The 19,098-nt window shown below is 72.8% G+C and carries 19 protein-coding genes; 12 read left to right on the forward strand and 7 right to left on the reverse strand.

Annotated features, from left to right (window positions below; genetic code table 11):
• From ACH4E7_RS40460 to ACH4E7_RS40470, 3 genes are all read left to right on the forward strand, one after another.
• The coding region (locus ACH4E7_RS40460) for an acyl-CoA dehydrogenase family protein (protein ID WP_132919430.1) at positions 1 to 93 on the forward strand (93 nt) is incomplete at its 5' end.
• 154 nt (positions 94 to 247) lie between these two features.
• Positions 248 to 1,105, forward strand: a complete 858-nt coding sequence (locus ACH4E7_RS40465) for an oxidoreductase (RefSeq protein WP_396254213.1) — start codon at positions 248 to 250, stop codon at positions 1,103 to 1,105.
• 69 nt (positions 1,106 to 1,174) lie between these two features.
• On the forward strand, positions 1,175 to 1,642 hold the full coding sequence (locus tag ACH4E7_RS40470; RefSeq protein WP_396254214.1) for a GNAT family N-acetyltransferase: 468 nt from the start codon (positions 1,175 to 1,177) through the stop codon (positions 1,640 to 1,642).
• 15 nt (positions 1,643 to 1,657) lie between these two features.
• Here the strand turns inward: ACH4E7_RS40470 and ACH4E7_RS40475 are convergent, their stop codons facing one another.
• Positions 1,658 to 2,254 (reverse strand): NAD(P)H-dependent oxidoreductase, encoded by a 597-nt coding sequence (locus ACH4E7_RS40475; RefSeq protein WP_396254215.1) that lies wholly within the window; start codon positions 2,252 to 2,254, stop codon positions 1,658 to 1,660.
• A gap of 181 nt (positions 2,255 to 2,435) precedes the next feature.
• On the opposite strand from ACH4E7_RS40475, the gene ACH4E7_RS40480 reads away from it, so the two are divergent.
• Positions 2,436 to 2,885 (forward strand): MarR family winged helix-turn-helix transcriptional regulator, encoded by a 450-nt coding sequence (locus tag ACH4E7_RS40480; RefSeq protein WP_396254216.1) that lies wholly within the window; start codon positions 2,436 to 2,438, stop codon positions 2,883 to 2,885.
• 49 nt (positions 2,886 to 2,934) lie between these two features.
• On the opposite strand, the gene ACH4E7_RS40485 is transcribed toward ACH4E7_RS40480, so the two are convergent.
• The gene (locus ACH4E7_RS40485; protein ID WP_396254217.1) at positions 2,935 to 3,318 is read right to left on the reverse strand and encodes a MerR family transcriptional regulator; all 384 of its coding nucleotides are present in this window, start codon (positions 3,316 to 3,318) and stop codon (positions 2,935 to 2,937) included.
• 116 nt (positions 3,319 to 3,434) lie between these two features.
• Here ACH4E7_RS40485 and ACH4E7_RS40490 point away from each other — a divergent pair, with 116 nt between their 5' ends.
• A complete protein-coding gene (locus ACH4E7_RS40490) occupies positions 3,435 to 3,929 on the forward strand; it encodes a peptidylprolyl isomerase (protein ID WP_355675841.1) in 495 nt (164 codons plus the stop codon).
• Positions 3,930 to 4,082: 153 nt separating this feature from the next.
• A complete protein-coding gene (locus tag ACH4E7_RS40495; protein ID WP_396254218.1) occupies positions 4,083 to 4,886 on the forward strand; it encodes an arylamine N-acetyltransferase in 804 nt (267 codons plus the stop codon).
• A 50-nt stretch (positions 4,887 to 4,936) separates the two neighbouring features.
• Here ACH4E7_RS40495 and ACH4E7_RS40500 read toward each other — a convergent pair whose 3' ends face one another.
• A complete protein-coding gene (locus ACH4E7_RS40500) occupies positions 4,937 to 5,401 on the reverse strand; it encodes a hypothetical protein (RefSeq protein ID WP_396254219.1) in 465 nt (154 codons plus the stop codon).
• 38 nt (positions 5,402 to 5,439) lie between these two features.
• Complete coding sequence (locus ACH4E7_RS40505; protein WP_396254220.1) at positions 5,440 to 6,726, reverse strand: LCP family protein; 1,287 nt, start codon at positions 6,724 to 6,726, stop codon at positions 5,440 to 5,442.
• A gap of 370 nt (positions 6,727 to 7,096) precedes the next feature.
• Between ACH4E7_RS40505 and ssuE the strand changes: the two genes are divergently transcribed.
• The 4 genes from ssuE (at position 7,097) to ACH4E7_RS40525 (ending at position 12,741) form a co-directional block, all read left to right on the forward strand.
• Entirely contained in the window at positions 7,097 to 7,651 is a 555-nt protein-coding gene (ssuE, locus tag ACH4E7_RS40510; protein ID WP_396254221.1) for an NADPH-dependent FMN reductase, read from the forward strand.
• A 256-nt stretch (positions 7,652 to 7,907) separates the two neighbouring features.
• A complete protein-coding gene (locus ACH4E7_RS40515; RefSeq protein WP_396254222.1) occupies positions 7,908 to 8,693 on the forward strand; it encodes an ABC transporter ATP-binding protein in 786 nt (261 codons plus the stop codon).
• 19 nt (positions 8,694 to 8,712) lie between these two features.
• Complete coding sequence (locus ACH4E7_RS40520) at positions 8,713 to 11,280, forward strand: ABC transporter permease (RefSeq protein ID WP_396254223.1); 2,568 nt, start codon at positions 8,713 to 8,715, stop codon at positions 11,278 to 11,280.
• A 420-nt stretch (positions 11,281 to 11,700) separates the two neighbouring features.
• A complete protein-coding gene (locus ACH4E7_RS40525; protein ID WP_396254224.1) occupies positions 11,701 to 12,741 on the forward strand; it encodes a glycosyltransferase family 2 protein in 1,041 nt (346 codons plus the stop codon).
• A gap of 110 nt (positions 12,742 to 12,851) precedes the next feature.
• Here ACH4E7_RS40525 and ACH4E7_RS40530 read toward each other — a convergent pair whose 3' ends face one another.
• The 3 genes from ACH4E7_RS40530 to ACH4E7_RS40540 all read right to left on the reverse strand — a co-directional run bounded on the left by ACH4E7_RS40530 (position 12,852) and on the right by ACH4E7_RS40540 (position 16,707).
• On the reverse strand, positions 12,852 to 14,420 hold the full coding sequence (locus tag ACH4E7_RS40530) for an LCP family protein (RefSeq protein WP_396254225.1): 1,569 nt from the start codon (positions 14,418 to 14,420) through the stop codon (positions 12,852 to 12,854).
• A gap of 208 nt (positions 14,421 to 14,628) precedes the next feature.
• The gene (locus tag ACH4E7_RS40535; RefSeq protein WP_396254226.1) at positions 14,629 to 15,879 is read right to left on the reverse strand and encodes an LCP family protein; all 1,251 of its coding nucleotides are present in this window, start codon (positions 15,877 to 15,879) and stop codon (positions 14,629 to 14,631) included.
• A 36-nt stretch (positions 15,880 to 15,915) separates the two neighbouring features.
• The gene (locus ACH4E7_RS40540; protein ID WP_396254227.1) at positions 15,916 to 16,707 is read right to left on the reverse strand and encodes a TIGR03089 family protein; all 792 of its coding nucleotides are present in this window, start codon (positions 16,705 to 16,707) and stop codon (positions 15,916 to 15,918) included.
• 104 nt (positions 16,708 to 16,811) lie between these two features.
• On the opposite strand from ACH4E7_RS40540, the gene ACH4E7_RS40545 reads away from it, so the two are divergent.
• Together ACH4E7_RS40545 and ACH4E7_RS40550 are read left to right on the forward strand one after the other, a co-directional pair.
• On the forward strand, positions 16,812 to 18,008 hold the full coding sequence (locus ACH4E7_RS40545) for a peptidoglycan recognition protein (protein ID WP_396254228.1): 1,197 nt from the start codon (positions 16,812 to 16,814) through the stop codon (positions 18,006 to 18,008).
• Between the two features lie 165 nt (positions 18,009 to 18,173).
• The gene (locus tag ACH4E7_RS40550) at positions 18,174 to 19,094 is read left to right on the forward strand and encodes a DNA-3-methyladenine glycosylase family protein (RefSeq protein ID WP_396254229.1); all 921 of its coding nucleotides are present in this window, start codon (positions 18,174 to 18,176) and stop codon (positions 19,092 to 19,094) included.
• Positions 19,095 to 19,098 lie beyond the last annotated feature (4 nt).

Here is a 19,098-nt window from a genome sequence, read left to right on the forward strand (position 1 = left end):
GTGGAGCGGATGATGCGCGACGCGAAGATCACCCAGATCTACGAGGGCACCAACCAGGTCCAGCGCATCGTCATGGCCCGCAACCTGCCGTAACGGCGAGCTGACCGCTCACGTCCCGGAGCCCCCGGCCGATTCCGATCGGCCGGGGGCTCCGGCGTTCCCGGACGGCTCTGATCGCCGGCTACGGCGGTGTCGTATAAATGATCGTCAACTTTCCTGCAGTGCACCCGAGTACGGAGGAAGACAGATGACCGCCCACGAGACCACCGGCAAGGTCTGGCTGATCACCGGCGCCAACTCCGGCTTCGGCCAGGCCATCGCCGAGGCCGCCATCGCCGCCGGCGACACCGTGGTCGCCGCCGCCCGCCGGCCCGAGACGCTGGCCGAGCTGGAGGCCGCCCACCCCGGCCGGGTCGTCCCGGTCCGGCTGGACGTCACCGACCACGACCAGATCTCCGCCGCCGCCGAGGAGGCCCTGTCCCGGCTCGGCCGGATCGACGTCCTGGTGAACAACGCCGGGCGCGGCCTGATCGGCGCCGTCGAGGAGTCCACCGACCGCGAACTGCGGGACCTCATGGACCTGCACTTCTTCGGCCCGGCCGCGCTCACCCGGGCCGTGCTGCCGCACATGCGGGCCCGGGGCAGCGGCGCCGTGGTGCAGATGAGCAGCATGGGTGGCCGGCTCTCCTTCCCCGGCGTGGGCGCCTACTCGGCCACCAAGTTCGCGCTGGAGGGCCTGTCCGAGGCGCTGGCGCAGGAGGTGGCCGGCTTCGGGATCAAGGTGCTGATCGTCGAGCCGGGCGCGTTCCGGACCGGCTTCGCGGGCGGCGACGCGCTCGCCCACTCCGCCCCGATCGCCGCGTACGACCCGCTGGTCGGCCCGGTCCGCACCGGCCTGCCGGACTCCGACGGCAAGCAGCCCGGTGACCCGGTGAAGGCCGCCGGGGCGATCCTGGCCGCCCTGGACGCCGAGCGGACCCCGCTGCGGCTCGCCCTCGGCAGCGACGCCGTGGACGCGGTCCTCGGCCACCTGGACGGCGCCCGCAGCGAGGCCGAGACCTGGGAGTCGGTCGGCCGCGGCACCGACTACCCGGCCGGCGCCTGAGCGCCCTCCTGGTCGCACTCCCGGGAAACCGGGCGACGGCGGGCAGCCTGGTTCCCTAGGCTGCCCGCCATGTCCGACACGCTCAGCCTGGCCGCCCTCACCCCCGACAACATCGACGCCGCCCTGGCCCTGCGGGTCCGCCCCGACCAGGAGGGCCTGGTCGCGCCGGTGGCGAAGTCGCTGGCCGAGGCGTACGTACACGGGGAGACGGCCTGGCCCCGGCTGATCCTGGACGGTGGGCGGCCGGTCGGCTTCGTGATGGCCTTCTTCGGCGTGACCTTCCACCCCGAGCGGCCCGAGGACCGCCCCCGCTCCGGCCTGTGGCGCCTGCTGATCGACGCCGAGCGGCAGGGCGGCGGCTACGGGCGTTTCGCCGTCGAGCAGGTCTGCGCGGAGATCCGCCGCCGCGGCGGCACCCGTGCGACCGTCACCTACGAGCCCGGCCCGGCCGGCCCGGCCGGCTTCTACGCCAGGCTGGGCTTCCGCCCGACCGGCGAGCTGAGCGGCGGACAGGCCGTCGCCGAACTGGACCTGTAGGGCTCGCCCGACCGCTCAGTCGAGCAGCGCGGCCGCCTGCTCCCGTGCCTGCCGCAGCCACCCGGCCCGCTCGGCGGCGGGGGAGTCGGTGACCGTCCGGAAGACCGTCCGCCGGACCTCGGTGACGCCGACGTACGGCAGCACACAGGCCGCCCAGATCCGCTCCAGCGGATCGCCGAACTCCTCGCGCTCCCGGGCCTCGGGGGTGTCCGAGGTGTTCAGCACCAGGGCCCGCCCGGCCCGCAGCAGTCCGGCGGGCTCGCCGTCGGCGGTGCCGAGCTTGTACGCGACGCCGGGGGCCAGCACCCGCTGGACCCAGCCGGTCAGCACGGCGGGCGGCATGCCCCACCAGTTGGGATGGATCAGCACCAGCGCGTCCAGGGTGACCACCTCGGCACGGTGCGCGGCGAGTCGGGGGTCGGCGGCGGCCCCGGCGTCGGCCACCGTGCCGGTCTCCTCGGCGGTGAGCAGCGGCGCGAACCCGTCGGCGTACAGGTCGTGCGCCCGTACCTCGCAGCCGCGCCCGCGCAGTTCGTCCACCACGGCCTCGTACAGCGCGTGGTTGAAGCTGCCCGGCCGCGGATGCGCCAGATAGACCCCGATCCGGTTCATGTCCAGCCCCCCTCATGGTGGTTGGAGGCCGATGCTACTGGTGCCGGCGCGGTTACGGCCGGGCGGCCGCGCAGTGCGCCGGCGCCTCCTCGGAGGGGACCGGGGCGAAGGGCGGTTGCGCGTGCGCCCACACACGGCGCCTCTGTGTGTACGCACACGCAACCTCGGTACGATGAACGCCATGGACCGTGCCGATCTCACCCTGGGCCCGCTGTCGGAGCAGGACCACGTCTTCTACGGCCTGGTCTGGGCCGGCACCACCCTCGCCGCGCGGGTGGACCGTGAACTCGCCCGGGTGCACGGGCTGCCGCTGTCCTGGTTCGAGGTGATGCTCTGGCTGAACGGCCAGTCGGAGCCGGTCGCCGCCTCCGACCTCGGCGCGAAGACCATGCTCAGCCGCAGCCAGGTCTCCCGGGTGGTGGACGCCCTGGCCGCTCGCGGGCTGGTCTCCCGGACGTCCTCGGCCTCGGACGCCCGCTCGGTGCGGATCGAGCTGACCGAGCAGGGCCGGGCCGCCTTCGCCGAGGCCGACGCCACCCGGCGGGCCGTCCTCGCGCCGGTCTTCACCGACCGGCTGGACGAGGCGGACGTCGCCGCCCTGGAGACGGTCTGGCGCAAGCTGAAGGCGTGAAGGCCCAAGCCGGAGGCGTGAAGGCCCAAGACCAAACCCAGGCCCCGGCCTAGGTCGCCTCGGGCTTCCCGGCGGCGGCGACGATCACCTCGTCCAGCACCTCGCGCGAGCGCAGCAGATCGGTGATCATCCGGTCGATCCGGTCGCGCTCCGAGGTGAGCTCTTCGACCAGCTTGGGCGTGGCGATCTCGTTCGGGCCGCCGTCCGAGTCCCGCATGCAAGGGAGGACCTTGTGGACGGTGCGGCTGTGCAGTCCGGCCGCGAACAGCTCCTGGATGTGGACCACCCGGTCCACCGCCGCCTCTTCCAGCCCGCCACCTCGGCCCGCCGCGCCTGCCCGACCGGCTGGTGACGGCCCCGTCGACCCCGGTCCGGTCGAGCGCCTGCGCACCGGCGCCGCGCTCAACCCCGTCCGGGACGGGCTGATGTGCACCGGCGGATCCGAGGGGTACACCGACTGCCCGACGCCGGCCGGATAACACGCCACTGTGACCTCGCGCCCTCCGGGGGTGGCGAGCGACGTCCGGCCGCTCGTGCCATGATCCCTGCATGGGTTCCAACGTTTTCTTCGACATCACCATCAACGACGAGCCGGCGGGCCGCATCGTCTTCAAGCTCTTTGACGAGGACGTCCCGAAGACCGCCCGCAACTTCCGTGAGCTGGCCACCGGCCAGAACGGCTTCGGCTACGAGGGCTCCGGCTTCCACCGCGTGATCCCGGCCTTCATGCTGCAGGGCGGTGACTTCACCAACCACAACGGCACCGGCGGCAAGAGCATCTACGGTGCGAAGTTCGAGGACGAGAACTTCAAGCTCAAGCACGACCGCCCGGGCCTGCTGTCGATGGCCAACGCCGGCCGCAACACCAACGGTTCGCAGTTCTTCATCACCACCATCGTCACCGACTGGCTGGACGGCAAGCACGTCGTCTTCGGCGAGGTCGTCGAGGGCATGGACCTGGTGAAGAAGATCGAGGGCCTCGGCTCGCAGAGCGGCCGCACCTCGGCCAAGATCACCATCGCCAAGTCCGGCGTGGTCGAGTAATCACCGCCCTCCGGGACCGGTGACGCCCACCGCCCCGGAGCGGGAAGTCGGACCTGCCGACCTCCCGCTCCGGGGCGGTGGTGTTCCCGCCGGACGGCGTCCTAGGCCGAAGGACCGATGGCCGAACGCCCACGACCGGGGTGGAATGGGCGGGTGGATCACGAGAAGGCGTACGAGGGGCTGGCACCGGCCGTACGGGCGGCGTACCTGGAGCGGATCGGGCTGGCCGAACCCGGGCCGCCGTCGGCGGAGGGCCTGGCGCGGCTGCAGCGGGCCCACCTGCGCGCGGTGCCGTTCGAGAACCTGAGCATCCACCTCGGCGAGCCCGTGGTGCTGGAGCCGACGGCGCTGGTGGCGAAGCTGGTGGACCGGCGACGCGGCGGCTTCTGCTACGAACTCAACGGCGCCTTCGCCGAGTTGCTGCGCTCACTGGGCTACCGGGTGAGCCTGCTGGCCGCCCGGGTCTTCGACGGGGAGCGCCCCGGGCCGCCGTTCGACCACCTGGCGCTGCGGGTCGACCTGGACGAACCGTGGCTGGTCGACGTGGGTTTCGGCCGCTTCAGCCTGTTCCCGCTGCGCCTGGACGAGCGCGGCCCGCAGTCCGACCCGCACGGCACGGTCGTGATCAGCCCGTACGGCGACCACGGCGAGCTGGACGTGCGGCTGGACGGCGCGCCGCAGTACCGGCTCGACCCGCGCCCGTACCGGCTGGCCGACTTCGGGCCGACCTGCTGGTGGCAGGCCACCTCGCCGCAGTCCCACTTCACCCGGTCGGCCACCTGCTCGCTCCTCGCCCCGGACGGCGGCCGGACCACCCTCAGCGGCACCCGACTGATCCGGACCGGCTCCGACGGCGCCCGCACCGAGGAGCAACTCACCGATGCCGGGGCATTGTCCGCGTACCGCGAGCACTTCGGCATCGCGCTGGACCGGCTGCCGGCCGCCCCGTCGGCCTGAGTCCGGGGCGGGGGGCGTCCGTCGGGCGGGCCTCGTCGGGCGCCCGCCCGTCAGGCACGAGCCGCGGCGGGTACCCAAGTGCCCTCCCGCATCCCGACCTTGCGGGCGGGTGCCCCGGCCCAGATCTCGCCCGGCCCGGTCGAGCGGGTGAGTACGGCGTTGGCGCCGACGACGGTCCCCGCGCCGACGGTCAGCACGCCCTCCTTGCACACCACCTTGGCGCCCGCGCACAGCACCGCGCCGTCCTCGACCACCACCCGCCGCATCGCGCTGCGCTCCTGGGGCACCCACGGATCGGCGCGGCCGACGGTCACGCCGTTGTAGAGCGTCACGTTCGCGCCGAGCGTGGTGTACGGGTGCAGCACGGTGCCGAAGCCGCGGTGGAACACGGTGAGTCCGGGGCCGATCTCGCAGGCGGCCGGCACCTCCATGCCGTAGAGCGCGAGCGCCTCCTGGACCAGGCGGCCCAGGAGGCGGTGGCGTCGGCGGTAGACGAGTGCGGTGACGAGTGACATCCACCCATGGTGACGGACCGATCACTCGAAGTCGCCGGTTACTTGAAGTCCGGCACCGCGCTGTCGTTCTTGAAGGCGTCGAAGACCTGCTTGGACTTGTTGGCGTCCCACTGCACCGCGGACTCGCCGGTCTTGGTGTGGAAGTCCGCGTTGCCGATCGGGACGGTCATGGTCTTGCCGCCGCCGCCGTTGACGTCCTTCATGGCGAGGAAGAGCGAGCCCAGGTCGGTCAGCCCGCAGTCATCGTCGACGATCAGGGTGCCGAGCGCCGAGTCGACCAGCGGGTAGAAGGTGAACGGGTTGAGCACGGTACCCGGGGAGGCGGCCTGGTGGGCGAGGGCGCCGAGGAACTTCTGCTGGTTGCGCATCCGGCCGAGGTCCTGGTCGGCCATCTGGTGGCGCTGGCGGACGAAGGCGAGGGCCTGGGCGCCGTTGAGGGTCTGGTCGCCGGCCTTGAGGTCGAGGCCGGAGTCCCGGTCCTTGATGTCCTGGTCGATGTGCATCTCGACGCCACCGATCGAGTCGACGATGCCGGCGAACCCGGCGAAGCCGATCTCGGCGTAGTGGTCGATGCGGATGCCGGTGTTCATCTCGACGGTCTGCACCAGGAGCCGGCCGTTGCCGTTGGCGAACGCCGAGTTGATCTTCGAGGTGGTGGCCTTGACGGTCTTCCCGCTGCTCGTCTTGAACTCGGGGATCGGCACCCAGGAGTCGCGCGGGATGCTCATCAGGGTGTTCCCGTGGTCCCCGATGTGCAGGATCATCATCGAGTCGCTGCGCTTGCCCTCGACGTCGTGGCCGGTGTGCATCTCGTCCTGCTGGGCCTCGCTGAGGCCCTCGCGGCTGTCCGAGCCGACGATCAGCCAGTTGGTGCCCTTGCCCGCCGCCGGGCGGCCCGGGTAGTCGGCCAGCACGTTCTCGTGGTTGAGCTTGGAGTCCGCCCAGAAGTAGGTGGACACGGCGGTCACCATGACGGCGATCAGCAGGCCGAAGACCGACCACTTGACGATCCGGCGCCGCGGCCAGCGCTTGGCCTGCGCACCGGCCGGCCGCACACCGGCCGGGCCGCCGGGACCACCCGGGCCGCCGGGGCGAGTGGGGCCGCCGGGACCACCCGGGCCGCCGGGGCCACCCGGGCCGCCGGGCGAGCCCTGCGCAGGGACGCCTCCGTACCGGGAGGGCTCGGGCTGCCGCGGCGCGGGCGCCCCCGGCCCACGCGGGTTCAGCGAGGCCGGCAGCGGCGGCTCGGCTGCCGCCCCGCCTCCGCCGTTGCCGCCGTACGGGTTCCCACCGCCGCCCGGGCGGCCCTCCTGCCACGTGTTCATGCCGTCGAGGATGCCCGACCCCGGTCGCGCTGACTCCCCCCGGGGGGCCCACCAGGCCTCTTGTAGCAGTTTTGATGCACGTACCGGATCGTTCCGCCGAAACGTCCCGTCACCCGTGTTCCAGCGGCCGAAACGATTCTTGACCGCCTCGAACACAGCGTGTTTGCATTTCAGGCATGGATCAGCGTTGGGCACTCACGCGTCGGCGGTACGTCGACCTGCGGCGTGGGGTGGCCTGCTCGCTCTGTCGCGGCTGACGCCCGCGCCTCGCGCCCGTCGAGACGCCCCCTTCCGAGCACCGAACCGCAGCGCCCCGCCCGCTGCGGCGCCGTTTCGCAGAGCCGCCCCCGCTTCCAGCCAGAGGTGAACCATGGCCACCGTCCTGTCCGTTTCCGGCTCCCCGTCCGTCACCTCCCGCACCACCCGCCTGCTGCGCCACGTCGACGCCCGTCTCGTCGACCGCGGCCACCGCGTCATCCCCTTCGAGGCCCGCAGCCTGCCCGCGCACGCGCTGCTGTCCGGCGACTTCGACCACCCCGAGATCGTCGCCGTCACCGAGCTGTTCGCCCGCGCCGACGGCGTGGTCATCGGCACCCCCGTCTACAAGGCCGCCTACTCGGGCCTGCTGAAGGCCCTGCTGGACGTGCTCCCGCAGTACGCCCTGGCCGGCAAGGCCGTCCTGCCGCTGGCCACCGGCGGCTCGCCCGCGCACGTCCTCGCGGTGGACTACGCGCTGCGCCCGGTGCTCAGCTCGATGGGCGCCGGCCACATCACCCAGGGCTGGTTCGTGCTCGACCGCCACATCACCGCCGGGGAGGACGGCACCACCCTGGTCGAGCGCGAGACCGACACCCTGCTGACCCCCGTCGTGGCGGGCTTCGCCGAGGCCCTGGAGCGGCTGGCCGTACCCGCGCTGACCGGCTGAGCGACGGTCGGCGCGGCCCCCGTACGGGGCGACCCCGAGAAGGCCCGCGGCGCCCCCTAGGGGAGGGGGCGCCGTACCCCGTAGAACCTTGGTTGCAGCGCTTCATTCCGACGGAGGACGAGCGGCCCGCGCCCGACTCCTACCGTGGATCCCACGTCCCCGCCCGCCCGAACGCGGCCCGATTCCGTCGGGTCCGCGGCCGACCGCGTCGGCAGGGTGGGGGCCAACGGGTGGGCCCACTTCTTAGGAGACTCCAGTGACGACGGCAGCAGCCGTGTACGACCCCCAGCTTCCCGGCGGACCGTCCGCCGTCGCCGCGTCGGCCCGTCAGGTCACCAAGGCGTACGGCTCGGGCGAGACCAAGGTGACCGCCCTCGACGCGGTCGACGTGGACATCCAGCGCGGTCGGTTCACCGCGATCATGGGCCCCTCCGGCTCCGGCAAGTCGACCCTGATGCACTGCCTGGCCGGCCTGGACACGGTCAGCAGCGGTCGGATCTGGATCGGCGACACGGAGATCACCGGTCTCAAGGACAAGCAGCTCACCAGGCTGCGCCGCGACAAGATCGGCTTCATCTTCCAGGCGTTCAACCTGCTGCCGACCCTGAACGCGCTGGAGAACATCACGCTCCCGATGGACATCGCCGGCCGCAAGCCCGACCCGGCCTGGCTGGACCAGGTGGTGGAGACCGTCGGCCTGGCCGGCCGGCTCAAGCACCGCCCCACCCAGCTCTCCGGCGGCCAGCAGCAGCGCGTCGCGGTGGCCCGGGCCCTGGCCGCCCGACCCGAGATCATCTTCGGCGACGAGCCCACCGGCAACCTGGACTCCCGGGCCGGCGCCGAGGTGCTGACCTTCCTGCGCCGCTCGGTGGACGAGCTGGGCCAGACCATGGTCATGGTCACCCACGACCCGGTCGCCGCCGGCTACGCGGACCGCGTGCTCTTCCTCGCCGACGGCGTGATCGTCGACGAGATGCACTCGCCCACCGCCGACTCCGTCCTCGAACGCATGCGCCGTTTCGACGGCAAGCGCACCAGCTGAGCGACGGGACGACCTCACCATGCTGCTCAAGACCTCACTGCGGAGCTTCTTCGCCCACAAGGGCCGGATGGCGCTCTCGCTCATCGCCGTCGTGCTGTCGGTCGCCTTCGTGTCCGGCACCCTGGTGTTCTCCAACACCGCCACCAGCACCTTCTCCAAGCTCTTCGCCGCGACCGCCTCGGACATCTCGGTCCAGCCGCCCAAGCCGGCCGACGACGACGACCAGCCGGCCGCCGACAAGCCGTCGACGGTCCCGGTCTCGCTGGCCCAGCAGGTCGCCGCGGTGCCCGGCGTGAAGACGGCCGTCGGCCAGGTCATGGTCGGCAACGCTGTCCTGGTCAACCCGGCCACCGACAAGCTGGTCGGCCCGACCACCGGCGCGCCCACCCTGCTCGGCAACTGGACCGACACCCCGCGCAACCCGGTGAAGATCACCTCCGGGCACGTCCCGCAGAACTCCGGCGAACTGGTGCTGGACGCGGACACCGCCAAGAAGGCCAAGCTCGGCGTCGGCGACAGGATCCGGGTCGACAACGCCGGGGGCCGGCACGAGTACACGATCGTCGGCATCGCCACCTTCGTCACCACCAACCCGGGCGCGGCCCTGGCCTTCCTCGACACCCCGACCGCCCAGCAGGTGCTGCTCGGCGAGCAGGCCTACACCTCCGTCGAGGCCTTCGGCGACGGCAGCCGCAGCGACGACCAGCTCAAGGCCGACGCCCTCGCCAAGGTCGGCGCCGGCTACCAGGTCAAGACCGCGGCCGAGCAGAAGGACGAGAACACCAAGGCGATCGGCAGCGGGCTCAACTTCATGAAGTACGCGATGCTCGGCTTCGCCGGCATCTCGCTGATCGTCGGCGGCTTCCTGATCATCAACACCTTCTCGATGCTGGTCGCCCAGCGCACCCGCGAGATCGGCCTGCTGCGCGCCATCGGCGGCAGCCGTCGACAGGTGAACGGCTCGGTGCTGGTCGAGGCGCTGATCCTGGGCGTGCTCGGCTCGACCCTCGGGGTGGCGGTCGGCCTGGGCGTCGCGGTCGGCCTGATCAAGCTGATGAACGCGATCGGCATGGACCTCGACGCGGGCGACCTGGAGATCGGGCCGGACGTGTTCGTGGCCGGCTACGCGGTGGGCATCCTGATCACCGTCATCGCCGCCTGGATCCCGGCCCGCCGGGCCAGCAAGATCGCGCCGATGGCCGCCCTGCGCGACCACGGCACCCCGGCCGAGGCCCGCTCCAACATCGTCCGGACGATCATCGGCCTGCTGCTGACCGCAGGCGGCGCCGGCCTGCTGGTGCTCGCCGGCACCGCCGAGAAGGCCTCCACCGGCGGCCAGTACCTCGGCCTGGGCCTGGTGCTCACCCTGATCGGCTTCGTGGTGCTCGGCCCGCTGCTGGCCACCGTCGTCATCAAGGTGCTCGGGGTCCTGCTCCCGGCCCTGTTCGGTCCCTCCGGCAAGCTCGCCCAGCGCAACGCGATGCGCAACCCACGCCGCACCGGCGCCACCGCCGCCGCGCTGATGATCGGCCTGGCGCTGGTGATCGGTTCCTCGGTCTTCAGCTCCTCGGCGGTCAGCTCGGCCAGCGCGCAGATCGACAAGTCGGTGGGCGTGGACTACATCATCCGCGGCGGCCAGACGGGCGTCACCACCGAGATGATCGACGCGGTGAAGCGGACCCAGGGCATCGACCACGTCACCACCGAGAAGGACCTCGACGCCAAGTTCCAGCTGCCCGACGGGCAGACCAAGCGGGCCGGGGTCGCCGCCGTGCCGCAGAGCTTCTTCAGCACCGACTTCCGGCTGCCGGTCAAGTCCGGCACGGTGGAGTCGATCGGGCGCGGCTCGCTGGGCATCGGCGAGAAGTTCGCCACCGACCACAACCTCAAGGTCGGCGACAGCATCACCGTCCGCTATGCCGGGGGCCACATCCAGGTGCTGCCGGTGGGCGTCGTGTTCGAGAAGGGCTCGCTCTACGGGGGCGCCTCCTTCGTCGACTTCGCCACCATGGCCAAGGCCGTCCCGGCCGCCGACCAGCCCGCCGACCGGGTGTTCTACGCCAAGGCCTCCTCCGGAGCCGACGTCGCCAAGACGCTGACCGCCCTGGAGGACGCGCTCAAGAAGTACCCGCAGCTGACCGTCAAGGACCAGGCCGGCTACAAGGAGCTGGTGCAGTCCCAGATCAACACCCTGCTCTACCTGATCTACGGACTGGTCGGCCTGTCGATCACCGTCGCGGTGCTCGGCGTGGTCAACACCCTGGCGCTGTCGGTGGTCGAGCGGACCCGCGAGATCGGCCTGCTGCGGGCGATCGGGCTCTCCCGCCGCCAGCTGCGCCGGATGATCCGGCTGGAGTCCGTGGTGATCGCGGTGTTCGGCGCCGTCCTCGGCACCGGGCTGGGCCTGGCCTGGGGCATCACCGCCCAGCGGGTGCTGCGGGACCAGGGCCTCGGGACGCTCTCCATCCCGACCACCACGATCGCGGTGACGCTGGTCTCCTCGGTGGTGATCGGTCTGGTCGCCGCCCTCGTCCCGGCCTTCCGGGCCGGACGCATGAACGTCCTCGCGGCCATCGCGACGGACTGACCCGGCGACGGGGGACGTCGGGTCACCCCGGGGGGAAACCGGGGGAACGGGGGAAACCGGGGGGTACGGGGGTCAGGGGCCGGGTGCGCACAGCACCCGGCCCCTGCGCCATGGACGGCCATCGGACGGCTGGGCTGATCGTCCGATGCTGAGGGGATCGCCGAATGCCGCCCCCGGACGCCCCCGCCCCCAGCACCTGGTGACCTCCCTCTCGCCAGCCGGTTTCACGCTGTTCACCGTCGTTCACCACTGGCTTTGAACCTGCCCCGAACCTGCACCGTTCCCACTCCGATTCGGGTCCTGGGGAGCGGGGCGGTACGGTGGGCGTGATCACAGCGCCGGTACCGCCCTTCGGGGTGCCCGGAGCCGCCCAGACCGGGACAAGACGGAGACGCGTCGGCACCGGTACGGTTGGCCCCGATGAACACCAAGGCTGCTGAGGAGCTGCCGGCTGTTTCCGTGATCATGCCGGTGCTCAACGAGGAACGACACCTGCGCACGGCGGTCCGGCGCATCCTGGACCAGGATTACCCCGGGCCGATGGAAGTGGTGATCGCCCTCGGCCCCTCCACCGACCGCACCGCCGAGATCGCGGCCGAGCTGGTGGCCGAGGATCCGCGGGTGCGCACGGTGGAGAACCCCACCGGCCGGACCCCCGCGGGGCTGAACGCCGCCATCCGGGGCTCGCAGTACCCGATAGTGGTGCGCGTGGACGGCCACGGCCTGCTCACCCCCGGCTACATCACCACGGCGGTCCGGCTGCTCGGCGAGATGGACGCGGCCAACGTCGGCGGCATCATGCACGCCGAGGGCGAGACCGAGTGGGAGAACGCGGTCGCGGCCGCGATGACCTCCAAGCTCGGTGTCGGCAACGCGGCCTTCCACACCGGCGGCCTGGCCGGCCCGGCGGACACCGTCTACCTCGGGGTGTTCCGGCGGGAGGTGCTGGAGAGGCTCGGCGGCTACAACGAGGAGTTCATCCGCGCCCAGGACTGGGAGCTGAACTACCGGATCCGCCAGGACGGCGGGCTGGTCTGGTTCACCCCGCAGCTCAAGGTGACCTACCGGCCCCGGCCGTCGGTCCGGGCGCTGGCCAAGCAGTACAAGGACTACGGCCGCTGGCGCCGGGTGGTCACCCGTTACCACCGCGGCTCGGTCAACCTGCGCTACCTCGCCCCGCCGTCCGCGCTGCTCGCGGTCGTGCTCGGCCTGGTGCTCGGGGTCGCCGTCCACCCGGCCTTCCTCGCGGTGCCCGGCGCCTACCTGCTGGGCATCCTGGGCGGCGCGGTGGTCGAGGGCCGCGGTCTGTCCTTCAAGGCCAGGTCGCTGCTGCCGGTGGCGTTCGCGACCATGCACCTCAGCTGGGGCTTCGGCTTCATCACGTCGCCCCGCTCACTGGCCCGCCGGGTGATAAGGAGCGTCAGCCCGTCCTCGAAGGACGTGCTCTCCCGGGCGCGTTGATCGGCGGCACCCGCCACCGTCGGTGGGTGCGAGGACGATTGAGGGCGGGCCGAGCCCGGCCTCCGTCCTCACCGGTGACGCCGGAACCCCCGCCCCTGTCCGCTACTTGGCTACTTGGCGCAGATGTCGGTGTCGTCCGCCTGCACCCGCTGGAGGTCCTTCGGCGCCTCCGTCGGCGCCTGGGTGGGGGTCGCGAGGGCGTCCTTGCCGAGCACCAGCACCAGTGCGCCCTTCGGGTCCGCCTTCGGGTCCGGCCGTACGGCGTCGGCGGGCAGCCCGAGGGCGGTGGCCAGGGCGGTGGCCTCGGCCTCCTGGCCGGCCGGATACGACACGGTGGTGGTCGCCGTGACCGCCGCGTCGGAGGCGACCGCGGCCCTGGCGAAGCCCTTGGCCTTCAGTTTCTCCACCGTCGGACCGGACTGCCCGCGCGTCCCGCTGCCGTTGCGCACCGTCACCCGGACGTCCTTGGCGTCCACCGCCGGGGTGGACGGGGCGGCGGCGGAGGGGGTGGCCGGGGCAGGGGTCCCGGCGGCCGGCGGGGCGGTCGTCCCGGTCAGTGAGCGGTCGCCCGCGATCATCGAGAACACCTGCCCGGCGTCGGGCTGCTTGAGGATGAGCCGGTCGTTGTCCTTGGGGTCGTCCAGGACCGGCACGGTGGTGAAGGTGATGTTCTTGGTGTCCACCTTGCTGATGTCCTGCGCCAGGTCCTTGAGCTTGTCGACGCTGCCGATGCCGGAGTCCACGGTGAGCGCCTTGGTGGCGGCGTCCGCGAGCTTGTAGAGCTTGGCGGGACTGGTCAGGGTGTCGTCGCTCTTGATCTTGCGGATCATCGAGCTGATGAACTGCTGCTGGAGCGGGATCCGGGTGAGGTCGCCGCCGAAGCCGACCGCGTGCCGGGTGCGGACGAAGGCCAGCGCCTCCTCGCCCTGGACCGTGTGGCGGCCCTTGGACATCTTCAGGTGCGAGTCCTTGTCGTCGATGTCCTTGCCCGCGCAGACCTCCACTCCGCCGACGGCGGTGGACAGGGTCTTCACCGCTTCGAAGTTGACCTGCACGAAGTGGTCGACCCGGATCCCGGTCATCTTCTCGACGGTCTTCCAGGTGCAGCCGGCGTCGCGCCCGTCCTGGCCGAGGCTCCTGTTGAACATCTCCCGCGCCAGGCCGGGGATCTTCTTCCCCTTGTCGGTCTGGCACTCCGGGATCGGCACCATCAGGTCGCGCGGGATGCTGACCACGGTCGCGTTGGAGCGGTCCTTGGCGATGTGGAACAGCAGCGTCGTGTCGGCGTGCCCGGTGCTGCCCTCGTCGCCGTACTCGCGCCCGAGGCCCTCCCGGCTGTCCGTGCCGATCACCAGGATGTTCAGCGCGTCCCCGGCGGCCTGGGGCCGCTCGGCCTCGTCGCCCAACTGGACCTTGACCGAGGTCAGGTTGTCGTTGAAGTGCTGGTACAGGTAGTACGCCCCGCCGCAGCCCGCGACCATCACCAGCGCGCCGGTGCCGGCCGTCCACTTGAGTATTCGTCGGCGCCGGTTCCGCTTGGCCGTCGCGGCCGCCCGCCGTCGGCTGTCCCGGCGGCCCTCCCCGGCCGGTGCCGCCTCGGCTCTCCGGCGGCGCTGCCGGGGGACGCCGGTGGCCGGGTCCATCCGGTACTGACCGGTTTCCGGTTGCTCCTCGTACACGGGGTTTCCCTATCTTCGGACCGGTCGCGGCTCCGGCCCACCCGTACCAACGGGCCGATCCGGACACACTAAACGAGCCGAACGGGGGAATCGATCCGGGTGTGACTTGCGTCATGTGAAGGCAAGGGATCGGCAAAGTCGCCGAACGGGCCCCGCATTTCCGGGGCGGTACCCGCCCCGGCCGTGCCGGCCTGCGGCGTCGCCCCGGTCAGTGCGGAGCGCAGGGGTCCACGTCGGCCGTGCGTCCCTCGAACGTCGGCGAGGCGTTCGCCGAGGGTGACGCCGTCGCCTGGTTCGCCCCCGCCCCGGCGGCCGTCCCCGCCCCGGCGGCCGCCGTCGGGCCGGTGCCGACGTCCGCCGTGGGTGCCGAACCGGGCGCGCGGACGGCGACCGGCCGGTCGTCCCGCAGCACCGTGAACAGCTGGGTGGTCTGCGGCTGCACGAACTCGTCCCGGTCCGAGTCGTAGCGGTACGGGCGGCGCGGCACGGTCAGCAGCGCCATGTCCGGCGAGGGGATGCCGCGCAGGTCCTGGGTGAGGTCGTACAGCGCGCCGAGCGAGGACAGGGCGCCGTCCGCCTTGATCGAGGAGGTGGCCGCGTCCAGCACCGGCCAGAGCCGCGCCGGGTTCAGCAGCACCCCCTGCGACTGCACCTTGCGGATCAGCGAGGCCAGGAACTGCTGCTGACGGCCCATCCGCTGGGTGTCGCTGCCGTCGCCCAGGCTCTCCCGGGCCCGGACGTAGCCGAGCGCCTGCTCGCCGTGCAGCACCTGGCGGCCGGCCTGCAGGTCCAGCTTGGCGTCCTTGTCGTGGATCGGCTGGGGCACGCAGACCTCCACCCCGCCGATCGCGTTCACCATCGTCTTGAAGCCGTTGAAGTCGAGGATCACGTAGTGGTCGAGCCGGATGCCGCTGAGCTGCTCGACGGTGCGGATCGAGCAGGCCGGGCCGCCCAGTTCGAAGGCCCAGTTGAACTGCATCAGTCCCGGCTTGCTGCGGGTGCCGTCCGGCTTCTCGCACGCGGGGACGGTGACCATGACGTCGCGGGGGATGGAGACCGCCGTCGCGCGCCGCCGGTCGGCGGCCAGGTGCAGCAGGATCGTGGTGTCCGAGCGCTGGGTGCCCGGCTCGCCGCCGTAGGAGGAGTTGGCACCGGAGCGGTCGTCGCTGCCGATCAGCAGGATGTTCTCGGCGCCCTTGGCGCCGGCCGACCGGCTCGGGCGTTCGGCCTCCAGCTCGGCCAGCAGTCTGTCGGTGACCGAGTCGGTCTGGATGTTGCCGTCCAGCTTCCGGTAGGCGATCCAGATCAGCACCCCGGTGGCGGCCATGAGGAACGCGACGACGCCGGCGGTGATCATCAGCCACCGCCGGCGCCTGCGCGGGCGTCCGGGTCCACCCGGGGGAGCGTTCGTCGGGGGAGTGTCGTCGGTCGGGGGGTGCGCGGTGTCATCCTCGGCCATGGCAGGGATCCCTACCCGCCGGGCCTTCGCTGGGGGTCAGCCGAGGCGCAGTGTCACCCGTTCGGATTCGACCCGCTTCTCCCACTGCTCGGCGCTCAGGCCCTCGGAGTTGCGGCACAGCACCACCGAGGCACCGGCCGCCAGCGGGGCCAGCAGACCGGCCTCCAGGCCCGCCCAGTCGTCGTAGGAGAACGTGGACAGCACCCGCGCCCCGGGCTCCAGCCCGAGACGGACGGCGCCCTCCCGGGCCAGCGCGACGGTCTGCTCGCCGGTCAGCTTGAGCGGCAGCCCTTCCACCGAGGTCTCCAGCGACTGCCCGTCCGGGGGCACGGGGGAGTACGGCGCGAAGCGGTCGCCCTGGCCGGGCACCTCTGCGGCGTAGTCGAGGAAGCCGTCCGGGCGCTGCGGGAAACGGCCGCCGAGCGGGCGCAGCGCGAGGGCGACGCGCTCGCCCTCGCAAGCCTGGGCGGCCTCCAGGCCTTCCGGGCCGCTCACCACCAGGTCGGCGGCGGCCGGGTCGCCGCCCGGCACCGCCGTCACCCCGACCGACCAGCAGGCCAGCAGCCAGACGGCGCTCTGCCAGTGGGCGGGCAGGAGGAGCGCGGCACGGTCGCCCGGACCGGCGTTCAGCTCGTCCTGGAGGAGGTTGGCGGTCTTGGCGACCCAGTTGTCGAAGGTCCGGGCGGACAGTTCCACCCGTTCGCCGGTGGCGTCGTCGTAGAAGGTGACCAGCGGGGCCGCGGGATCGACCGAAGGGGTGCCGCCGCGCAGGTATGCGTGCAGCAGCTCGACGGGGGTGCGGGCATCGGCAGCGAATGGCGCAGTCATGGTGCGCCCCAGCCTACGGCCTTCGCGTGGGAGGCAGGGAGGGGCGGCCGAGTGGGCGCGGGGCGGCGTGGCGGGTCGTCCGGTTTGCAGCGACGATCCCCTTTATGTGCCTTTCAAGCAAGGCTGCACGCCTCTCAACCCGGGCTGCGCGCCGCCCGATCCGGGCCGCGCGCCGCTCGCTCCCGGCGGCGCTGCTCGCCGGATGCACCGCCGCGCTGCTGCTTCAGCCCGCTTCCACCGCCTCCGCCTCGCCTCTTGCCCCCGCCGCCGAGCGTCGTGACTTCCCAGGCGGCGGCAGCACCGTCTCGTTGCCGCTGGCCGACTCCGGCCACCGGCTCGCGCCGCGCGTCACCCGACCGTTCGAACTGCTCGGCGTCGCCTGGGACGGCCCGGCGGCGGCGATGGCCGGCGCCACCGTCCGGGTCCGCACCCGGGACGCCGCCACCGGCCGCTGGGGCGACTGGCACGCCCTGGAGGCCGACACCGAGGACGGCCCCGACCGCGCCCCGCGCGGTGCCACCGCCCCGCTGTGGACCGGCCGCAGCGACGGCGTCGCGGCCGAGGTCGTACCGGGCCCGGCCGGCCCGCCGCCCGGACTGCGGCTCGACCTGGTGGACCCCGGCTCCGGCGCCGGTATAGGCACCGGCGCCGCGACCGAGACCCGTACCCTGCCCGCGGCCCCCGCCGACGGGGGCCGGGCCCCGCGCCCGGCCATCGTCACCAGGGCCGGCTGGGGCGCCGACGAGTCGCTGCGCGACCCGGGCTCCGAGTACACCGGCCCGGTCCGTGCGGTCTTCGTCCACCACACCGCGACCGCCACCGACTACGCCTGCTCCGACGCCCCCCGGCTGATCAGGTCGATCCACCAGTACCACGTCAAGACCAGTGGCTGGCGGGACATCGGCTACAACTTCCTGGTCGACCGCTGCGGGACGGTCTACGAGGGCCGCGCCGGTGGCGTCGACCGGCCTGTCCACGGTGCCCACACCCTCGGGTTCAACACCGACTCTGCCGGCGTCGCCGCCATCGGCACCTACGTCGGCGACACCCCGCCCCAACCCCTCCTCGACGGCCTCGCCGCCCTCGCCGCCTGGAAACTCGGCCTCACCGGCCAAGCCGCCGACGACCACACCGAACTCACCTCCACCTCCGACGCCAGCCGCTACCCCGAGGGCACGGTGGTCGACTTCGACACCATCTCCGGCCACCGCGACGCCTTCGCCACCGAATGCCCCGGCGCCGCGCTCTACGCCCGCCTCCCCGAGCTCCGGGCGGCCGCGGCGTGGTTGCAGACGCAGTGACGGGGGCCGCCCGCCGGGCCGCTCCCGGCCCCTCGGCCCCGCTTGCCCGTCTCCAACCGTGCGCAGTGAAAGGGCACTTGGGCGGCCGGGTGATCCGGCCTCGGAGAAGCGCTCCAAACCGCCGCGTATCGTTCATAGCCCCAGGCAGCACAGGAGGCGACAGCAGTGACGGGCGGCGAGGCGGTACGGCGCTGGCGGCCGGGCTTCCCGCTCGATACGGCCCGGACGCTGCTGCCCCTGCGCCGGGGCCCCGCCGACCCCTCCTACCGCACCACCGGCGACGGCGCCGTCTGGCGTGCCTCCCGCACCCCGGCCGGTGTCGGCACCCTCCGGGTGCTGCCGCATCCGGCCGCGGGCGAGGTCGAGGCGAACGCCTGGGGCCCGGGCGCGCAGTGGCTGCTCGACCGGCTGCCCGCACTGCTCGGCGCGGAGGACCATCCGGAGACGCTGGTGCTGCCGCCCGGCCCGCTGCGGGACGCCCAGCGCCGTACCGCCGGGGTGCGGCTGGCCCGTACCGGGCTGGTCATGGAGTCGCTGGTCCCGGCGATCCTGGAGCAGAAGGTCACCACCGACGAGGCCTACCGCGCCTGGCGCACCCTGTTGCGGGACTTCGGCACTCCGGCGCCGGGCCCGGCCGAGGGCATGCGGGTGGCGCCGTCGGCCCGGGAGTGGGCGATGGTCCCGAGCTGGGAGTGGCACCGGGCGGGTGTGGACCCCAAGCGCTCGGCGACGGTGATGCGCGCGGTCCGGCTGGCGCCCCGACTGGAGGAGGCCTCGGCGATGGGCCACGAGGAGTCCTTCGCCCGGCTGACGGCCGTTCCGGGCATCGGCGTCTGGACGGCCGCCGAGACCCTGCAGCGCAGCAACGGCGACCCGGACGCGGTGTCGGTCGGCGACTTCCACCTCCCCAACCTGGTCGGCTGGGCCCTGGCCGGGCGTCCCCGCAGCGACGACGCCCAGATGCTCACCCTCCTGGAGCCCTACCGCCCCCACCGCTACCGGGTCTGCCGTCTCCTGATGGCCACCGGCGCCCGGGCGCCCCGTTACGGCCCCCGGCTCACCCCGAACGACCACCGCCACCGCTGACCGC

Source organism: Kitasatospora sp. NPDC018058, from assembly GCF_044327205.1.
GTDB lineage: Bacteria > Actinomycetota > Actinomycetes > Streptomycetales > Streptomycetaceae > Kitasatospora.